Source organism: Lentzea sp. NEAU-D7 (assembly GCF_026242055.1).
Classification (GTDB): domain Bacteria; phylum Actinomycetota; class Actinomycetes; order Mycobacteriales; family Pseudonocardiaceae; genus Lentzea.
In genome coordinates, this window is the sequence record NZ_JAPJDL010000007.1 from 134539 (window position 1) to 148691 (window position 14153).

Annotated in this window: 18 protein-coding genes; 17 read left to right on the forward strand and 1 reads right to left on the reverse strand. The window is 69.3% G+C overall.

Annotation, left to right across the window (positions count from 1 at the left end):
* The first annotated feature begins 79 nt into the window (after window positions 1-79).
* The 17 genes from ORI60_RS16505 (at window position 80) to ORI60_RS16585 (ending at window position 13745) form a co-directional block, all read left to right on the forward strand.
* On the forward strand, window positions 80-1141 hold the full coding sequence (locus ORI60_RS16505; protein WP_266038187.1) for a hypothetical protein: 1062 nt from the start codon (window positions 80-82) through the stop codon (window positions 1139-1141).
* Window positions 1142-1207: 66 nt separating this feature from the next.
* Window positions 1208-1669, forward strand: a complete 462-nt coding sequence (locus ORI60_RS16510; RefSeq protein ID WP_266038189.1) for a hypothetical protein — start codon at window positions 1208-1210, stop codon at window positions 1667-1669.
* Complete coding sequence (locus tag ORI60_RS16515) at window positions 1666-2001, forward strand: hypothetical protein (RefSeq protein ID WP_266038190.1); 336 nt, start codon at window positions 1666-1668, stop codon at window positions 1999-2001. Before ORI60_RS16510 ends, ORI60_RS16515 begins: the two co-directional genes overlap by 4 nt.
* Entirely contained in the window at window positions 2001-2360 is a 360-nt protein-coding gene (locus ORI60_RS16520) for a DUF5403 family protein (protein WP_266038192.1), read from the forward strand. Before ORI60_RS16515 ends, ORI60_RS16520 begins: the two co-directional genes overlap by 1 nt.
* A complete protein-coding gene (locus ORI60_RS16525; RefSeq protein WP_266038193.1) occupies window positions 2357-2839 on the forward strand; it encodes a hypothetical protein in 483 nt (160 codons plus the stop codon). Before ORI60_RS16520 ends, ORI60_RS16525 begins: the two co-directional genes overlap by 4 nt.
* Window positions 2840-2917: 78 nt before the next feature.
* A complete protein-coding gene (locus ORI60_RS16530; protein WP_266038194.1) occupies window positions 2918-3676 on the forward strand; it encodes a hypothetical protein in 759 nt (252 codons plus the stop codon).
* Window positions 3677-3807: 131 nt separating this feature from the next.
* Window positions 3808-4161: a phage tail assembly protein gene (locus ORI60_RS16535; RefSeq protein ID WP_266038195.1), complete on the forward strand. Its 354-nt coding sequence runs from the start codon at window positions 3808-3810 to the stop codon at window positions 4159-4161.
* Window positions 4162-4295: 134 nt separating this feature from the next.
* Window positions 4296-4538 (forward strand): hypothetical protein, encoded by a 243-nt coding sequence (locus tag ORI60_RS16540; protein WP_266038197.1) that lies wholly within the window; start codon window positions 4296-4298, stop codon window positions 4536-4538.
* 3 nt (window positions 4539-4541) lie between these two features.
* Complete coding sequence (locus ORI60_RS16545; RefSeq protein ID WP_266038199.1) at window positions 4542-8297, forward strand: hypothetical protein; 3756 nt, start codon at window positions 4542-4544, stop codon at window positions 8295-8297.
* Window positions 8298-9158 (forward strand): hypothetical protein, encoded by an 861-nt coding sequence (locus ORI60_RS16550; protein ID WP_266038201.1) that lies wholly within the window; start codon window positions 8298-8300, stop codon window positions 9156-9158. It begins immediately after the preceding gene.
* Complete coding sequence (locus ORI60_RS16555) at window positions 9158-10375, forward strand: siphovirus ReqiPepy6 Gp37-like family protein (protein WP_266038202.1); 1218 nt, start codon at window positions 9158-9160, stop codon at window positions 10373-10375. The genes ORI60_RS16550 and ORI60_RS16555 overlap by 1 nt, the downstream gene beginning before the upstream one ends.
* A 3-nt stretch (window positions 10376-10378) precedes the next feature.
* A complete protein-coding gene (locus ORI60_RS16560) occupies window positions 10379-10699 on the forward strand; it encodes a hypothetical protein (protein ID WP_266038203.1) in 321 nt (106 codons plus the stop codon).
* The gene (locus tag ORI60_RS16565) at window positions 10699-11466 is read left to right on the forward strand and encodes a hypothetical protein (protein WP_266038204.1); all 768 of its coding nucleotides are present in this window, start codon (window positions 10699-10701) and stop codon (window positions 11464-11466) included. Before ORI60_RS16560 ends, ORI60_RS16565 begins: the two co-directional genes overlap by 1 nt.
* Before the next feature lie 54 nt (window positions 11467-11520).
* Window positions 11521-11718 carry a hypothetical protein gene (locus tag ORI60_RS16570; protein WP_266038205.1) on the forward strand — a complete coding sequence of 66 codons (198 nt, stop codon included), beginning with the start codon at window positions 11521-11523 and terminating at the stop codon, window positions 11716-11718.
* Between the two features lie 72 nt (window positions 11719-11790).
* Window positions 11791-13080: a tail fiber domain-containing protein gene (locus ORI60_RS16575; RefSeq protein ID WP_266038207.1), complete on the forward strand. Its 1290-nt coding sequence runs from the start codon at window positions 11791-11793 to the stop codon at window positions 13078-13080.
* Entirely contained in the window at window positions 13077-13424 is a 348-nt protein-coding gene (locus ORI60_RS16580; RefSeq protein WP_266038209.1) for a hypothetical protein, read from the forward strand. Before ORI60_RS16575 ends, ORI60_RS16580 begins: the two co-directional genes overlap by 4 nt.
* A 93-nt stretch (window positions 13425-13517) precedes the next feature.
* Window positions 13518-13745, forward strand: a complete 228-nt coding sequence (locus ORI60_RS16585; protein WP_266038211.1) for a hypothetical protein — start codon at window positions 13518-13520, stop codon at window positions 13743-13745.
* A 68-nt stretch (window positions 13746-13813) separates the two neighbouring features.
* Here ORI60_RS16585 and ORI60_RS16590 read toward each other — a convergent pair whose 3' ends face one another.
* Window positions 13814-14107, reverse strand: coding sequence for a hypothetical protein (locus ORI60_RS16590; protein ID WP_266038212.1), 294 nt, complete (start codon window positions 14105-14107; stop codon window positions 13814-13816).
* Window positions 14108-14153 lie beyond the last annotated feature (46 nt).

Genomic DNA, 14153 nt, shown 5'->3' on the forward strand with positions numbered 1-14153 from the left:
CTAGCCAGCACACCCCCACCCACCCGTAGCCCCCGGCCGGATCGGCCGGGGGCTTTGTCATGCCCGGAGGAGCCACACAGTGCCCACCCCTCAGCACCAGGTCGTCAAGCCGGAGAAGCTGGTCGCGACCGCCATCGGGATGCTGGAGCAGGAACTCGTCGTCCCGAACCTGTTCAAGAAGGAGTCCGTGGACGCCTTCAAGGGCGCCAAGGACGACACGATCTCGGTCAAGGTCGAGGGCGTGCTCCCGTTCCACGAGTACGCCTGGCGGAACGACCGCTCCAGCGGCATCGTCTTCGACGAGTACGCGGAGCGGAAGATCCCCGTCACGTTCGGCGGGAACTTCTACTCGGCGGTCAAGCTGACCGACGAGCAGAACGACTTCGACATCGACCAGTGGGGCAAGCTGCTGCGCCCGCAGGTCAAGGCGGTCGCCCGCGGCCTGGCGCGCAAGTGCGTCACCACGCTGACCGGCGCGGCCTACAACGTCGTGGTCGGCAACACCCAGCAGAACCTGCGCGGCGCGCTGATCGAGGCCCGCCGGGTCCTGAACAAGTTCCAGGTCCCCGAGGGCCAGCGGTTCATGCTGGTCGGCTCGGACTTCGAGGCGGCGCTGCTGGCCGACGAGAAGCTCAACCTCGCGCAGTACGTCGGCGACGACACCGCAGAGAGCGCGCTGCGCCTGGCGAGCCTGGGCCAGAAGTTTGGCTTCACGTTCGTGGTCGACCAGACCATCGGCGCGACCGACGCCTACGCCTTCGCCGACACGGCCTTCATCATGGCGACCGCGGCGCCGTCCGTCCCGCAGTCGGTGCCCTACGGCGCGACGACCAGCTTCGAGGGTCTCGCGCTGCGTTGGGTCCGCGACTACGACTCCGAGCACATGCAGGACCGCTCGGTCGTCAACTGCTACGCGGGCGTGCGGGACGTCAAGGACGTCCTGGTCGGCTGGGACGAGGTCGAGAAGACCGAGATCGTCTCGGCCGGCGAGCACTTCGTGCGCGGCATCAAGCTCACGCTCGACGGCGCCTCGAACTACCCGGCCGCAGCCTCGGAGCTGGCGAAGATCACCGGCATCAGCGACGCGAGCGTCTGGACCCCGACCGGTCGCAAGCCGGAGACCGACCCGGCCAACGCCTGATCCCCCTGAGCACGGCGGCACGCCCACCTCGGGCGTGCCGCCTGCCCCCGTGCGCACCGAGGAGGCATGAGCATGGAGCCCTTCGCCACGCTGGAGCAGCTCAAGGCCCGCCTGGACTGGACGCTCGACGAGGACGAGGAGCGCCTGGGCGCTGCCGCTCTCGACGATCTGTCTGGCTGGGCCAGGCACTACGGCCGCCCCTGGCCTGATCCGCTGACCGCTCCGCAGCTCGTCCGCACGATGGTCCTGGGGGCTGCGGTGCGCTACATGCGCAACCCCGAGGGCTACGTCACCAGCCGCGCAGGAGACGAGACGCTCACCTGGGCCGAGCTGGGCGACCGCGCCGGGTCGGCGCACTTCAACCGCGACGAGCTGCGAGCGCTGACCTCGATGTCTGGCAAGACCGCGCTGCTGACCGCGCCCGTCACGAGCTGGGCCACGCGCCCCAAGCCGGATGCCTCGTACGTCCCGGTGACCGGCGGCGGCAAACCGTTCCCGATGTTCTCCGACCCGGAGAGCCCCTGGTGAGCCACCAGCGCAAGCGCGGGCAGCGCGCCCGCATCTGGAAGACGGCCCAGACCACCGACCGGCGCGGCAACCACGTGACCCGCGCCGAGCCGGACGGCCCGCACGAGGTGCGCGCGGCGTTCATCCCGCAGCGCTCCGCACGAGCCGAGGTGCCTGGCCAGCAACAGATCAACGTGACCCGCATGATCGTGTCCGCGGACCTGGAGGGCGTGAACCTCTGGTCTCGCGTGGAGTGGAAAGGGCGGCAGTGGGACATCGTCTCGCCGCCGCAGTACCACCACGGCACGCGCCGCACCCGGCACTGGTCACTCGACATCCGAGAGAGGCCGTAGTGGCTGAGGTGTACCGGCGCGTTGGGCGCCACAAGATCGAGAAGCTCATCGCCCTGCACCGGACCGTGCAGGACGGCCTGGACGACATCACCCTGGAGCGCGCGGGGCACGCCGAGGCCAGCCTCTCCGCGCACCGCCACGACGGCCACGCGAGCATCGACGTGGAGCAGGGCGACATCGACCGCTACGTGGTCCTCGACGACGAGCGCGGCCTCATGGCCGCCTTGAGCATCGAGTTCGGCCGCGCCCCCGTTCCGCCGACCGAGGACAACCCGGACGGCCGCGCGGGCATGGAGGGCCTCGGGGTCCTCCGCGACGCGATGAGCGTGAAGCGCAAGCCCCGCAGGGGCAGGCGATGATCGACCTCCCCGCCAGCGTGCTGGCCCTGGTCGAGCTCACGCCGATCGAGGACATCTGCCTGCGCATACTGCGCGAGGGCCTGCCGGACGTGCCGGTCGTCAGCCTCATCGCCGACGACGCGCCCGGCCTGTTCATCCTCGTGCGCCGGCTGCCCGCCCTGGGCGACTGGCGCGGCGACCCGCGGTTCACCGACCAGGCCCGGTTCTCGATCAACGTCTACACGCAGGACCCGGACGGCGACGAGAAGGGCGCGCTGGTGTCGGAAGCCGTGCGCGTGGTCATGCGCAACGCCTGGCTCGCCCACGTCAACTACCCCGGCCTGGGGTCCATCGTCTCGATCAAGATGCGCGGCGAGCCCTCCCGCAAGCCCGACTGGGCCACCAGCTCAGGACCGGTGCAGTACGCCGACCTGCCCACCGGCATGTGGCGCTACGAGAGCACCTACGACCTGGAGATCCGCAAGCCGCGCAGGCGCTGACTCCCCCTCACCCTCACCCCGCCCTCGTCGAGGAGCGGGGTCCTTGCTGACCCCTCGATCCCCTGGGAGGGAACGACTTTGGCACTCGACGACGGCGCGACTCTCGTCATCGACACCGGCAACTACCTGCTGGCGCCGACCGGCACGGAGATGCCCTCGGACCTGACCTCGCCCGCGGCCCCGTGGGACAACGTCGGCCACACCTCGCTGGAGGAGCTGCTCAGCATCACCTCCGAGGGCGGTGAGGCGACGGTCCTCGCGACGCTCCAGAACAAGACGCTGCGCACCCGCTACTCGGCGCGCACCGAGAGGATGTTGTTCACGCTCCAGCAGTTCGACGTTCGCGGCCTGCGCCTGTTCTACGGCGCGAACGCGCCCCTGCTGGCCAACGGCACGCTGGGTGTCCCGACCGACCCCAAGCCCACCGTGTGCGCGGTGCTGATCGTGTTCGTGGACGGCGACAACATCTTCGCCTTCTACGCGCCCAAGGCGGAAATCTACCGCGCGGACGACATGTCGCTGTCGGACACGGAGTCGCTCGCCGGCATGCCGATTGGCATCACTCCGCTGGTGCACGGCACGAACACGTGGACCTACGCGGTGACCCCGCTGGCGAGCACCCCATCGTCCGTGGTCGCCACGGGCGCAACGGCGGGCACGCCCGGCACCTTCACCCCGTCCGGTGCGGCCCTTCCGTCGAGCCTGGCGGCGCTGCGCGCGAGCACGATCACCGCCTCCCCGGCGACCACGTGGACCGCCGGCCAGTACGTGACCCTCGGCGACTCCACGCAGGCCCACTGGGACGGCGACTCCTGGGAGTCCGGCGCGAAGTCCTGATCGCGCGCTCCCCCTGACACCCGGCGTGCACGTGCCTTGCGGACCCGCGTGCACGCCGGGCCGCCCCTCACGGTGGCGCCCCCTCGGTCCGCTTTCCCCTGTCCTGCCCCAAAACCGGAGGTCCGCAAACCGTGTCCAGCTTCTCCCTCGACGACATCCGCGCCGCCGCCGACCGCAAGTACGGCTCCACCGACATCACCGTGGGCGAGAAGACCGTGCGGCTGCTCAACCCGCTGCGGATGAAGAAGTCCCAGCGCGACAAGCTCATCGGCATCCAGAAGCAGATGGAGGCCGAGGCGGGCGAAGACGAGGAAGTCGACCAGGTGGCCGTCTTCCAGGAGGCGCTGCGCATCGTCGCGCAGAACTCAGCGCAGGCCAAGCTGCTCATCGACTCCATCGGCGACGACCTCGGCGTGCTGGCCGAGGTGTTCGAGCGCTACACGGAGGGCCAGTCCGTGGGGGAAGCCTCGTCCTCTGCCGCCTGATCGACGACTACGGCCGGGGCCTGTACGCGGACCTGCGCTTCCACTACGGCATCGACCTGGTGGACGTGATCGAGTGCCGCGGACCGGCTCCGGCCCTTGTCCTCGCTCTGGTGCAGAGGCTTCCCGACACCTCCATGACCGCCGCATTCGCCAACGGCGGCATGCAGCACTTCGGCTGGGGCGTCGACCGGCACATGCAGGCCGACACCTACGACGCCATCAACTTGCAGACCCGCGCGACCGGCAACTGGGGCAAGACGCCTCCGAAGTTCCCGGAATGGCCGCGCCCCCACGACAAGCCCAAGACCGCGCCCACGGCCGCCCCCAAGAAGCGCGTGAGCGTCGCGGATCTGCACGCGCGCATCTCCCGGAGGTAGCCCATGCCCGGCACTCAGATCATCGGCCGCGTGGCGGTCAAGGTCCTGCCGAACACGGACGAGTTCCGGCCCGACGCCGAGCGCCAGCTCAACGTCATCGAGAAGGCCCTGCGGGACGTCAAGGTCGTCATCAAGCCGAACCTCGACATGAGCGGCGTTGCGGCGCAGGCGCGCAAGGTGCGGGAGACCGCGGCCAAGCAGCTCGACGCGATCACGCTGCGCGTGAAGATGGACGACCAGGGGTCGGTGCAGCGGGCCATCACGCGCCTGCGCGCCGAGCTGGACGCGCTGGATGAGAAGGAAATCAGGGTCAAGCTCGACCGCGCTGACCTGACGAGCAAGCTGGGTGCGCTGGAGAAGCAACTGGCCAGCATCGCCACACTGGACCTCAAGGTTCGGCCCGGCAGCGCGTCCTCTCTCCAGCGCGCCGTCGCCAAGATCGACGCCGAGTTGGAGAAGCTCGCCGAGATCGACCTCAAGGTCAAGATGGACAAGGCGTCGCTGGAGAAGGCCCGCAAGGACCTTCAGGCCCAACTCGACGCCGCGACCACCGTGTACCTCCGCGTCAACAAGGGCAGCGTCTCCTCGCTCCAGTCGACCATCTCGAAGATCGACGCCGAGCTGGAGAAGCTGCGCGAGGTCGAGATCAAGGTCAAGCCCGACCGCGCCTCGCTGGAGAAAGCCAAGGCGGAGCTGGAGCGCAACCTCAAGATCCACCAGGACCTGGAGCTGGCGGTCAACTACGCCAAGGCTGACGAGATCCGCAAGCGCGTCCAGGCACGCCTCGACGGCGTGAGCATCGCACCGACCCTCGACCAGGCCGCGGTGCAGCGCACCATGCGCCAGATCGAGGCGCACGCCGAGAAGATCGAGCAGCTCAAGGCGCAGATCAAGCCCGAACTCGATTCCGTCGCCCGGCGCAAGCTGGAGCGCGAGATCGAGGAGATCGAGGACCGGATCAGCAACCTGACGGCCGAGATCCACACCGACGTCAACGCGCTGTCGGAGAAGGCGTCCAGGGCGAAGCTCGCCGCGATGACCCGCGCACGCCGCGTGGAGATCATCGTCGACATCAACAAGGCGTCGGCCGCGCGAGTGAGCGCCGTGCTCGCGTCGCTGTCCGGTGCCCGAGTCGCGGCCAACTGGATTCGCCAGCTCGGCCAGGCTCTGTCCGACCTGGACAAGAACGTCCCGATCATCGGCTCGATCGCCCTCGCAATCGCGGGCCTGGCCGGCTGGGCGCTCACTGCCGTGAGCAACCTCTTCACGCTGTCGGCGTCGCTGGCGCAGATCGGCGGAGCGGCGCTCGCGCTGCCCGGCATCTTCGGCGGCATCGCGGTCGGAGTGGGCGTCGCCATCGCGGTCCTCAAGGACTTCAACGAGGTCCTCCCCGAGGTCAAGACTCGGCTGTCCAGCTTGCAGGACCAGCTCTCCGAGCGGTTCTGGAAGGTGGCCGAGGCGCCGATTCGCCGGCTGGTCGACGACCTGTTCCCCTCCCTGGAGAAGGGCGCCGGTCGCACCGCGGACGCGCTGGGCGGGTTCTTCGCCAACCTGTCCAACTCCCTGCGCAAGGCGCTCGGGGCGGACGTCCTGGGCGGCATGTTCGACTCGCTGGTCGAGTCCATCCGCCTCGCCGGCAAGGGCACCGACGCCTACGCCGGAATCCTGGCCAAGCTCGGCACGGTCGGCTCGTCCTACCTGCCCCGGCTGGCGCAGTGGTTCGTCGACATCTCCCAGCGCCTGGACGACTTCCTCGGACAGGCGTCCGCTGACGGCCGACTCCAGACCTGGATCGACAACGGCATCCAGGCACTCGCCGACCTCGGCACGATCATCGTCCAAGTTGGACGGATCTTCCTCGGCATGACGAAGGCGGCCGAGGCCGCAGGCGGCTCCACCCTGAGCACCCTCGCCGACAAGCTGACCCGGATCGCCGACATCGTCAACGGCGAGCGCTTCCAGAGCGGTATGACCGACGTCTTCCGCGCGGCGCACCAGGCGATGGACCTCATCGCCACGATCTCGGGTCCCGCGGTTACGCGCCTGCTGGAGACGCTGGGCCGGACCCTCACGGCCATCCTTCCGGTGGTCGGCGAGGCGCTCGGCACGCTGCTCGACAACGTCGCTACGGCCCTGAGTCATCCTGCCTTCCAGGGCGCGCTGGTGCTGATGTTCGAGGCGCTGCGCGACGCCCTGGCCGCACTGGGACCCGCCTTCGGGCCGGTCGCTGTCGCGCTGGGCAAGCTGGCCATCCTCGTAGGCGAGATCGCCCGCGTCCTGGGGCCACTGGCGGCCGAGGTCCTCGGGACCCTGGCTGAGGTCGTGATCCGGCTCGCGCCGAGCGTCACCCGGCTGGTCGGCGTCCTGGGCGACGGCCTGCTGCGGGTGACCGAGGCGCTGTCGCCGGTCCTGCTGCGTGTCGCCGACGCGCTCGCGCGAGCAGCCGACACGGCCTTGGTCCCGGCGCTCACGACCGCGATCAACGGTCTGGTGCCCGTCCTGGAGCGCCTGCTCCCGCTCATCGGCGACGCGCTCGTGACCGCGCTGACGTCGCTGACCTCCAGCGACCTGCTGCCGAAGCTCGCCGAGCTGTTCGTGCAGATGGTCGGCGTGTGGGGCGGCATGGTCGAGCGACTGCTGCCCGAGCTGGTCAAGCTGATCCCGCTCGTCGCCGACGCCCTCGCGCGGATCACGGAAGCGGTCACGCCGCTCCTGCCCGGCTTCGCCGAGCTGGCGACGCTCGCGAGCGAGACCCTCGTTCCCGCGTTCGTCGCGTTCGCGCTGGAGGTTCTGCCAGCGCTGGTCGGTGCCATCGTCAAGGTGGCCGAGGTCATCGCTCCGATGGTCTCGAAGGGCGCCGAGGCCGCGCGCGTCTTCCGCGAGGATGTCCTGCCCGCGGCACGCCTGCTGGCGTCCTTCCTCGGCGAAAATCTCGCGTCTGTCCTAACTGGACTGGCCGATGTCTTCTCTGGCGCCTTCGTTGCCATGAAGGGATCTTGGGACGTCTTCGCCGGATTCTTGACGGCGGACTGGGATCGAGTCTGGCGCGGGATCAAGGAAATCGGTCAGGGAATCTGGTCCATGATCACCGGCACCTTCGCCACGTTCATGGGCGTGAACCTGTTGGCGCCCTTGACAAGCGGCCTCGGCAAGATGCGGGAGCTGTGGTCTTCCGGCTGGGAGGACATGCGTCAGAAGTCGCGTGACGCCTGGCGGTTGATGGCAGACGCAGCTCGTGACGGCGTGAACAGCGTCATCGACTGGGTTCGGGGTATCCCGGACCGCATCGTCGCGGCGCTCGGGCCGCTCGGCCAGCTCCTCGTCGACGCCGGACACAAGGTGATCGACGGCTTCCTCGCAGGCCTACGGAGCGCCTTCGGGCGGGTGAAGGCCGCGCTCGCCGAGCTGACCGCGCTCCTGCCCGACTGGAAGGGACCGGCTCCTCGCGACCGGACCATCCTGCGCGGCGCCGGCCAGCTCGTCATCGACGGCTTCATCGACGGCCTCGAATCGCGTTACGACGCGGTCCGGAAGTCGTTGCGGGGCCTCACCGACGACGTGGCCGACACCGACTTCGCCATCCCTGGAGTGGACGCCCCTGGCGTCTCGCGACGGGCGGCGGGGCTGGCGGACGGCGCGCTGGCGGGCAGCAGGGAGGGCGCCCAGAAGGTTCTCAACTACTACGCGGCCCCCGGCTCGTCCATCTCCTCCGAGGAGGACCTGTTCGCAGCCGCCGGTCGCGCAAGGATGGGCTGGTAAGTGCCACGACTGCAACTCGAATCCACAGTGGACGTCTTCGACCTCGACGACGCACTGCGCAAGGGAAGGGGGGTCCAGGCCCTGTCCGGTGTGACCGGGCTGGGCCTGCCCCCGGTCTCCGTGCAGTGGCTCAGCGGTGCGGGTGACGGCGCGATCTACCGCGGCCGGCGCGTCCTGCCGCGCGACATCGACCTGCCCCTGCTGCTCGAAGCTCCCGACCGCGCGGAGCTACAGCGCCTCGTGAATCGGCTGGCGGTCATGCTGGCCGAGCCGTGCACGCTGCGCTGGGTCGAGGACGACGGCACCTCGTGGACCACCAGCGTGGTCCGCGTAGGAGGCGGCGACTACGGCTTCGGCGTGGACACGATCGGCGAGACCGACCTGCTGATCGTGATCACGCTCCGAGCCGGAAACCCGTTCTTCACCTACAGCGTGCCGACGCGCAAGATGATCGGCGAGCAGGCCGTGATCCGCGGCCTGCTCGCGGGCAGCCTCACGACCATGAACGTGGCCTCCAGCCAGGCCATCGGCCAGATCCAGTTGGAGAACTCTGGCGACGCCAGCTCGTTCCCCGTCTGGGAGATCGTCGGCCCCGGCCGCGACTTCAAGGCCACTTCGCCGACCGGCGAAGTGCTGTACTGGCGCGGCGTCCTCGGCGTCGGCGAAAGCCTGTTCCTCGACGCCAGCCTGGGCACAGTCGTGGACAACCTCGGGCGCAATCGCTACGGCGAGCTGGCGCCGGCCCCTCGCTTCTGGGGCATCCCTCCCGGCACGACCACCGCGACGGTGAGCCTGGAGGACGTCATCCCCGAGTCGCGAATCCTGTGCACCTGGCGACCCCGGAAGTGGATGGTGATCTAGTGCGGCTCGCCGATCTCACGGTCGAGGTACGCAACCGGGACCTGTCGCGCCTGGGCCTCATCCGGCCCGAGGAGCTGAACCTCCGGATCGAGGGCGAGCACAACGGGATCGGCGTCTGGAAGCTGGAGCTGCCCGCGGAGCACCCGCTCGCGGGCGCCCTCGGTCAGCCCGGCGCCGGGATCATCGTCACCGGCCCGCAGGACATCCTGATGTCCGGCCCCACGGTCAGCCCGGTCACGGTCACCTCCGCCAACGACACCGCGGGCATGGTCAGCTTCGAGGGCGTGTCGGACTCCGTGGTGCTCGCCGACATGCTGGCCTGGCCTCAGCCGTCGAATCCGGACCCAACTACACAGACTGCCTCGCACGACGTGCGCCAGGGCGACGCCGAGAGCGTCATCCACGGCTACGTCAACGCCAACTGTGGACCTGGCGCACCGGCCGCGCGACGCAAGTCCCGGCTGCGCATGGGCTCCAACCTCGCGCGCGGCCCCCGCGTCAAGAAGTCGGCCCGCTTCCCCGTGCTCGGCGCGCTGGTCTCCGAGATCGCCGTGATGGCGGGCCTGGGGTTCCGCGTGGTGCAGCGTGGGGACGAGCTGGTGTTCGAGACCTACCAGGTGATCGACCGCAGCATGGACATCCGCCTGGACGTCCTCAACGGCACACTGGCCTCGCAGTCCGTCGCCATCGCAGCCCCCGGCGTCACGCGCGTGATCGTAGGCGGCCAGGGCGAGCTCGAAAACCGCGACTTCCTCGCGGCCACCACGCCGGAAGCCGTCGAGGCGGAACAGGACTGGGGCCGGCGGATCGAACGGTTCGTCGACCAGCGCCAGACCGACGACCCTGACGAGTACCAGCAGGCCGCTGACGAGGTCCTCGCCGAAGAGGGCTTCACAGCCGTCGCCATGCGCGCGGTGCCCACCGACGACAGCACGATGCGCTTCGGCGTCGACTGGTACCTGGGCGACCGCGTCTCAGCCGTCGTCGGCTCGGGCGAGGTGACGGCCGTCGCGACCGGCTACGTGCTCGCGGTCGGCGCGACCGGCGTGCAGCTCGGCGCGATCCTCGGCGACCCGAGGCAGTTCGACCGCAACGAGACGCTGAACCGGCGCCTGGAGGATGCGCGCAAGCGCATCAGCGCCCTGGAGCGCAACGCAGAGATCGGAACGACGGCCGCGGACGACGCGGCGGTCATGAGCCTCATGGGGGTGTGGTAGCTCGTGGCGGTGACGCCGAAGACCTTTGTTCGCGAGGAACTCGGGAACGAGTACGGCGAGGTCGTTGCAACGGTGCCGGCAGGCAAGCGCTGGGTGTTGACCAGTCTGCTGCTCTCCAACTCCAGGACGGGAAGCGAGTCCGCGAGCGCCAACTTCCTGATGCTGGAGGACGTGTTCGTTCTCCACAACCTCAAGCTCAGTCCCGGCGGAGTTTTCACGCTCGACTGCGCGCAGGTCCTTGAAGCGGGCCAGCGCATCCAAGCATGGGCCGATGGGAACTACGGCGCGGCGCTGCACGCCTGCGGCGTGGAGATGGAGGCCTGATGGGACACCAGTTCCTCAACAACGGCCCGGACCCAGCGCTGCACGCCATCAGGGTCCAATTCGGAATGACCGGCGGCGGCGTCAAGACAGTGGCCTGGGACCGCAGCGTCCGATGGTCATACGACTTCCGGGTCTACGCGCACGGCTACCACCCGATGCTGGTCACCGACACGTCGTGGTGGATTCGGATGCCACCGGACGGCACGGTCATCCCCAGCGCCGTTCCGGGCGGCGACAGCGTCACCGTCACAGGTGGCCGAATCCCGATGGGGAACTACACCACGCTCTGGTACGTGCTTCCCATCGGCACGAACGGCGACACCTACCCCGACAACTTCCGCATCACCAGCGCCGACGACTACGACACCATCTGGGAGATCCCGTCCCACTGGGTCATGATCGTCACCCGCAACGACTCCGGCGGGGGAAGTGCCCATGTTCGCTGGGGCACAGGCGAAATCGACGACTGCTGGGAACCTCTCACCCTGCTGAACGGGTGGGTCAACTACGGCGAGGAGTGGGCCACCGCCCAGTACCGCAAAGGCCCAAGCTCGCTAGTGGAAGTGCGCGGCCTTGTTCGCTCAGGCAGCGCCGGTCACATCACAACCCTCCCGATCGGCTGCCGTCCCTCGGCGACCCACCTGACCGTTCAGAACATGGGTGACACCTTCAACCGGGTCGATATCCGCGCCAACGGCGAGATCCACCGCATGAATGCCGGCAATAGCTGGCTGACGATCAATGCGACTTTCTTCGCCGACCAGTAGGAGGCGCCAGTGACAACCCCGAACGCGAGCGCAGCCCCAGGGGTACCGCTGCGCATGCTCGGCTGGGAATACGACCAAGCCGCGGACATGATCCTCGGCATCTTCACCGACGCCCCAAAGGTCGACGACCCCAACCCGGCGGCCTTCCAGCCCGCGCTGCGCTACGTCGTGGCCCTGGCGGTCATCGCCAGCGAGATTCACCCGCTCGACGAGCAGCCGGCAGACCCGGCGCCCGAGCCGGACCCCGCCTAGCTCTCCGTCTCCCGAAGCCCCCTGTGCCACGCCGCACAGGGGGCTTCCCCGTGCCCGCAGGAGGCCGCCCCCGTGGCAGTCAGCTCGTACCCGTTCGACAACCAGTCCACCACCGAATCCCAGTACAGCCACCTCTTCCGCGAACTCCAGGACTCCGGCGTCGTGGACAGCGCGAGCGGCTCGGCCTTCTCGGTCAGCGCCGACGCGGGCGGCATGTACGTCAACGTTCAGCCCGGAACGGCCATCGTCCGCGGGCACGTCGTGGTCTCCACGAGCGTGGAGCAGGTCCCGATTCCCGCAGCCGAATCGGCCTCGCGCTCTGACCGCGTCGTGCTGCGCCTCGACCCGAGCCAGAACGAGATCAGCCTGGAGGTCGTCAAGGGCGAGCCGGGCGCAGGCGCCCCGCCGCTCACGCAGACCGACAGCGGCATCTTCGAGCTGAGCCTGAGCCGTATTCCCGTACCGACCGGCACCACGAACATCGGCACGACCGTGCCTCAGGACGAGAGGCAGTTCACGGGCGGCCGTGTCCGCGTCTGGCGTACCGAGACCCGCCCGGCCTCGCCGCGGCTGGGCACGCTGGGCCTCAACCTCTCGACCGGCCGCTGGGAGTGGCACAACGGCTCGGGCTGGGTCGACCTCGCCCCGGTCATCGTGTGGAGCACGATCGAGGGCAAGCCGGCGACCTTCGCCCCCGCTCCACACCGCCACCACTGGAACGACCTCGACGGCGTGCCCAGCTCGTTCACCCCGTCCGCGCACACCCACACCTGGGACAGCGTGAGCGGCAAGCCCTCCTCGTTCCCGCCCTCCGGCCACACGCACGGCAAGGGCGACATCACCGGCCTCCAGGGCGACCTGGACTACCTGTGGAACAACAAGAGCTGGGCCGACCACGGCCACGGCAACTACGCGGTCTGGGGGCACCGGCACGGCGGCGGTGAGATCGACGGCCACGTCAACCGCGCCTGGGGCACCGACCGCGTCCACACCAACGGACCCGGCCCCGGCCCGTGGTTCGCGGCCTGGGTCGACGGCAACCGCAACTTCTGCCAGAACACCTCGGCTCGGCGGTTCAAGGAGAACATCCGCGACTACTGGATCGAGCCCGAGCGCGTGCTCGCGCTGCGTCCGCGGGTCTACGACCGCAAGAACACCGACCACAAGAACGAACTCGGCCTCATCGCCGAGGAGGTCGACCAGACGCTGCCGGAGATCGTCCAGCGCAACGAGGACGGCGTGATCATGTCCCTGCGCTACGACCTGCTCGGCGTCGCCCTCCTCTCGGTCGTGCAGGAGCAGGAGAACCGCATCGAGCGCCTGGAGCTGCTCGTGCACCAACTCAAGGAGCGTGGCGCGTGAGCGACCCCGTCATCGTTGCCCTGATCACCTCAGGCCTGGGCTTCCTCGGCGTCGTCGCCGGACTGCTCCGCAAGACGGACAAGAAGCTCACCGCAGTCCAGACCGACACAGCCGCAGCCCGCGCGCAGGTCCAGAACAGCCACTCGACCAACCTGCGCGACGACGTGGACAAGGTCATCGCCCGCCTGGACGCCGTCCTCGCCGGGCAGGCCCGCCACGACGAGGCGCTGCGCGAGCACGGCCAGGAGATCAGCGGCCTTGCCCGCGACCTGTCCCACGAGCGCGCCGAGCGCCTGGCTGTGTCCGAGCGCCTCGACCGACACATCGACAACACCGGGCGCTAACCCCGCCCGCCCTCATCCCCCGAACGCCCCCGCCGGCCAAGCGCCAGCGGGGGCGTTCGGCGTTCCACCCACCCTCACCCAAGGAGTAGCCCCGTGGCTTCCACCCCGCTCACCTCCCGCGAGCCCCTCGTCATCCGCGGCGCCATCGTCGCCGCCCTGACCGGCCTGCTGCACACCCTCGTCGTCCTCGGTGTCCTGCCGATCGACCCGGAGGCCGAGGCCGCCATCGCTGGCGCGGTCGACCTGCTCGGTACCGCCGTCCTCGTCATCTGGGCACGCGGCGCCGTCTCGCCGGCAACCCGCGGCTCCGACGAGAGCTGATCTCGGAAACGCAAACGCCCCGCCTGCTGGTTCATCCAGCGGGCGGGGCGTTTTTCGTCGTTGTGCGATCAGGCGCCCTGTTCGCGCTTCTTCTTCTCGATCTCCTCGGGCGTCGTTACCTTGATCCCGTGCGGGCGGTAGCGCGCCTTCGCAGGTGTGGCACCCGCTGCCCTGGCCTTGGTCTTCGTCTTCACCGTGCTCGACGCGGGGGCCTTTGCGAGCAGCGCCGCCAAGGGCTGCTCGTGCTCCTCGCAGAGGTCCACGTTCCCGGTCACGCCCCCACTCACGTCCCGGATCTGCCAAGACCTGGTCTCCCGCTCGGCGTCCTCGCAGACGTCGCACACCGTGACGGTAACCCTCATCCCCATCTCCCCAAGTTGCCCGTGCAACCACTTAGGATCGCCTAAA

What these genes read in the sequence shown, in the direction of transcription:
- ORI60_RS16510 (WP_266038189.1), top strand. Translation starts at nt 1,208, where the DNA reads ATGAGCATGGAGCCCTTCGCCACGCTGGAGCAGCTCAAGGCCCGCCTG.
- ORI60_RS16525 (WP_266038193.1), top strand. Translation starts at nt 2,357, where the DNA reads ATGATCGACCTCCCCGCCAGCGTGCTGGCCCTGGTCGAGCTCACGCCG.
- ORI60_RS16540 (WP_266038197.1), top strand. Translation starts at nt 4,296, where the DNA reads ATGACCGCCGCATTCGCCAACGGCGGCATGCAGCACTTCGGCTGGGGC.
- ORI60_RS16545 (WP_266038199.1), top strand. Translation starts at nt 4,542, where the DNA reads ATGCCCGGCACTCAGATCATCGGCCGCGTGGCGGTCAAGGTCCTGCCG.
- ORI60_RS16565 (WP_266038204.1), top strand. Translation starts at nt 10,699, where the DNA reads ATGGGACACCAGTTCCTCAACAACGGCCCGGACCCAGCGCTGCACGCC.
- ORI60_RS16570 (WP_266038205.1), top strand. Translation starts at nt 11,521, where the DNA reads ATGCTCGGCTGGGAATACGACCAAGCCGCGGACATGATCCTCGGCATC.
- ORI60_RS16590 (WP_266038212.1), bottom strand. Translation starts at nt 14,107, where the DNA reads ATGAGGGTTACCGTCACGGTGTGCGACGTCTGCGAGGACGCCGAGCGG.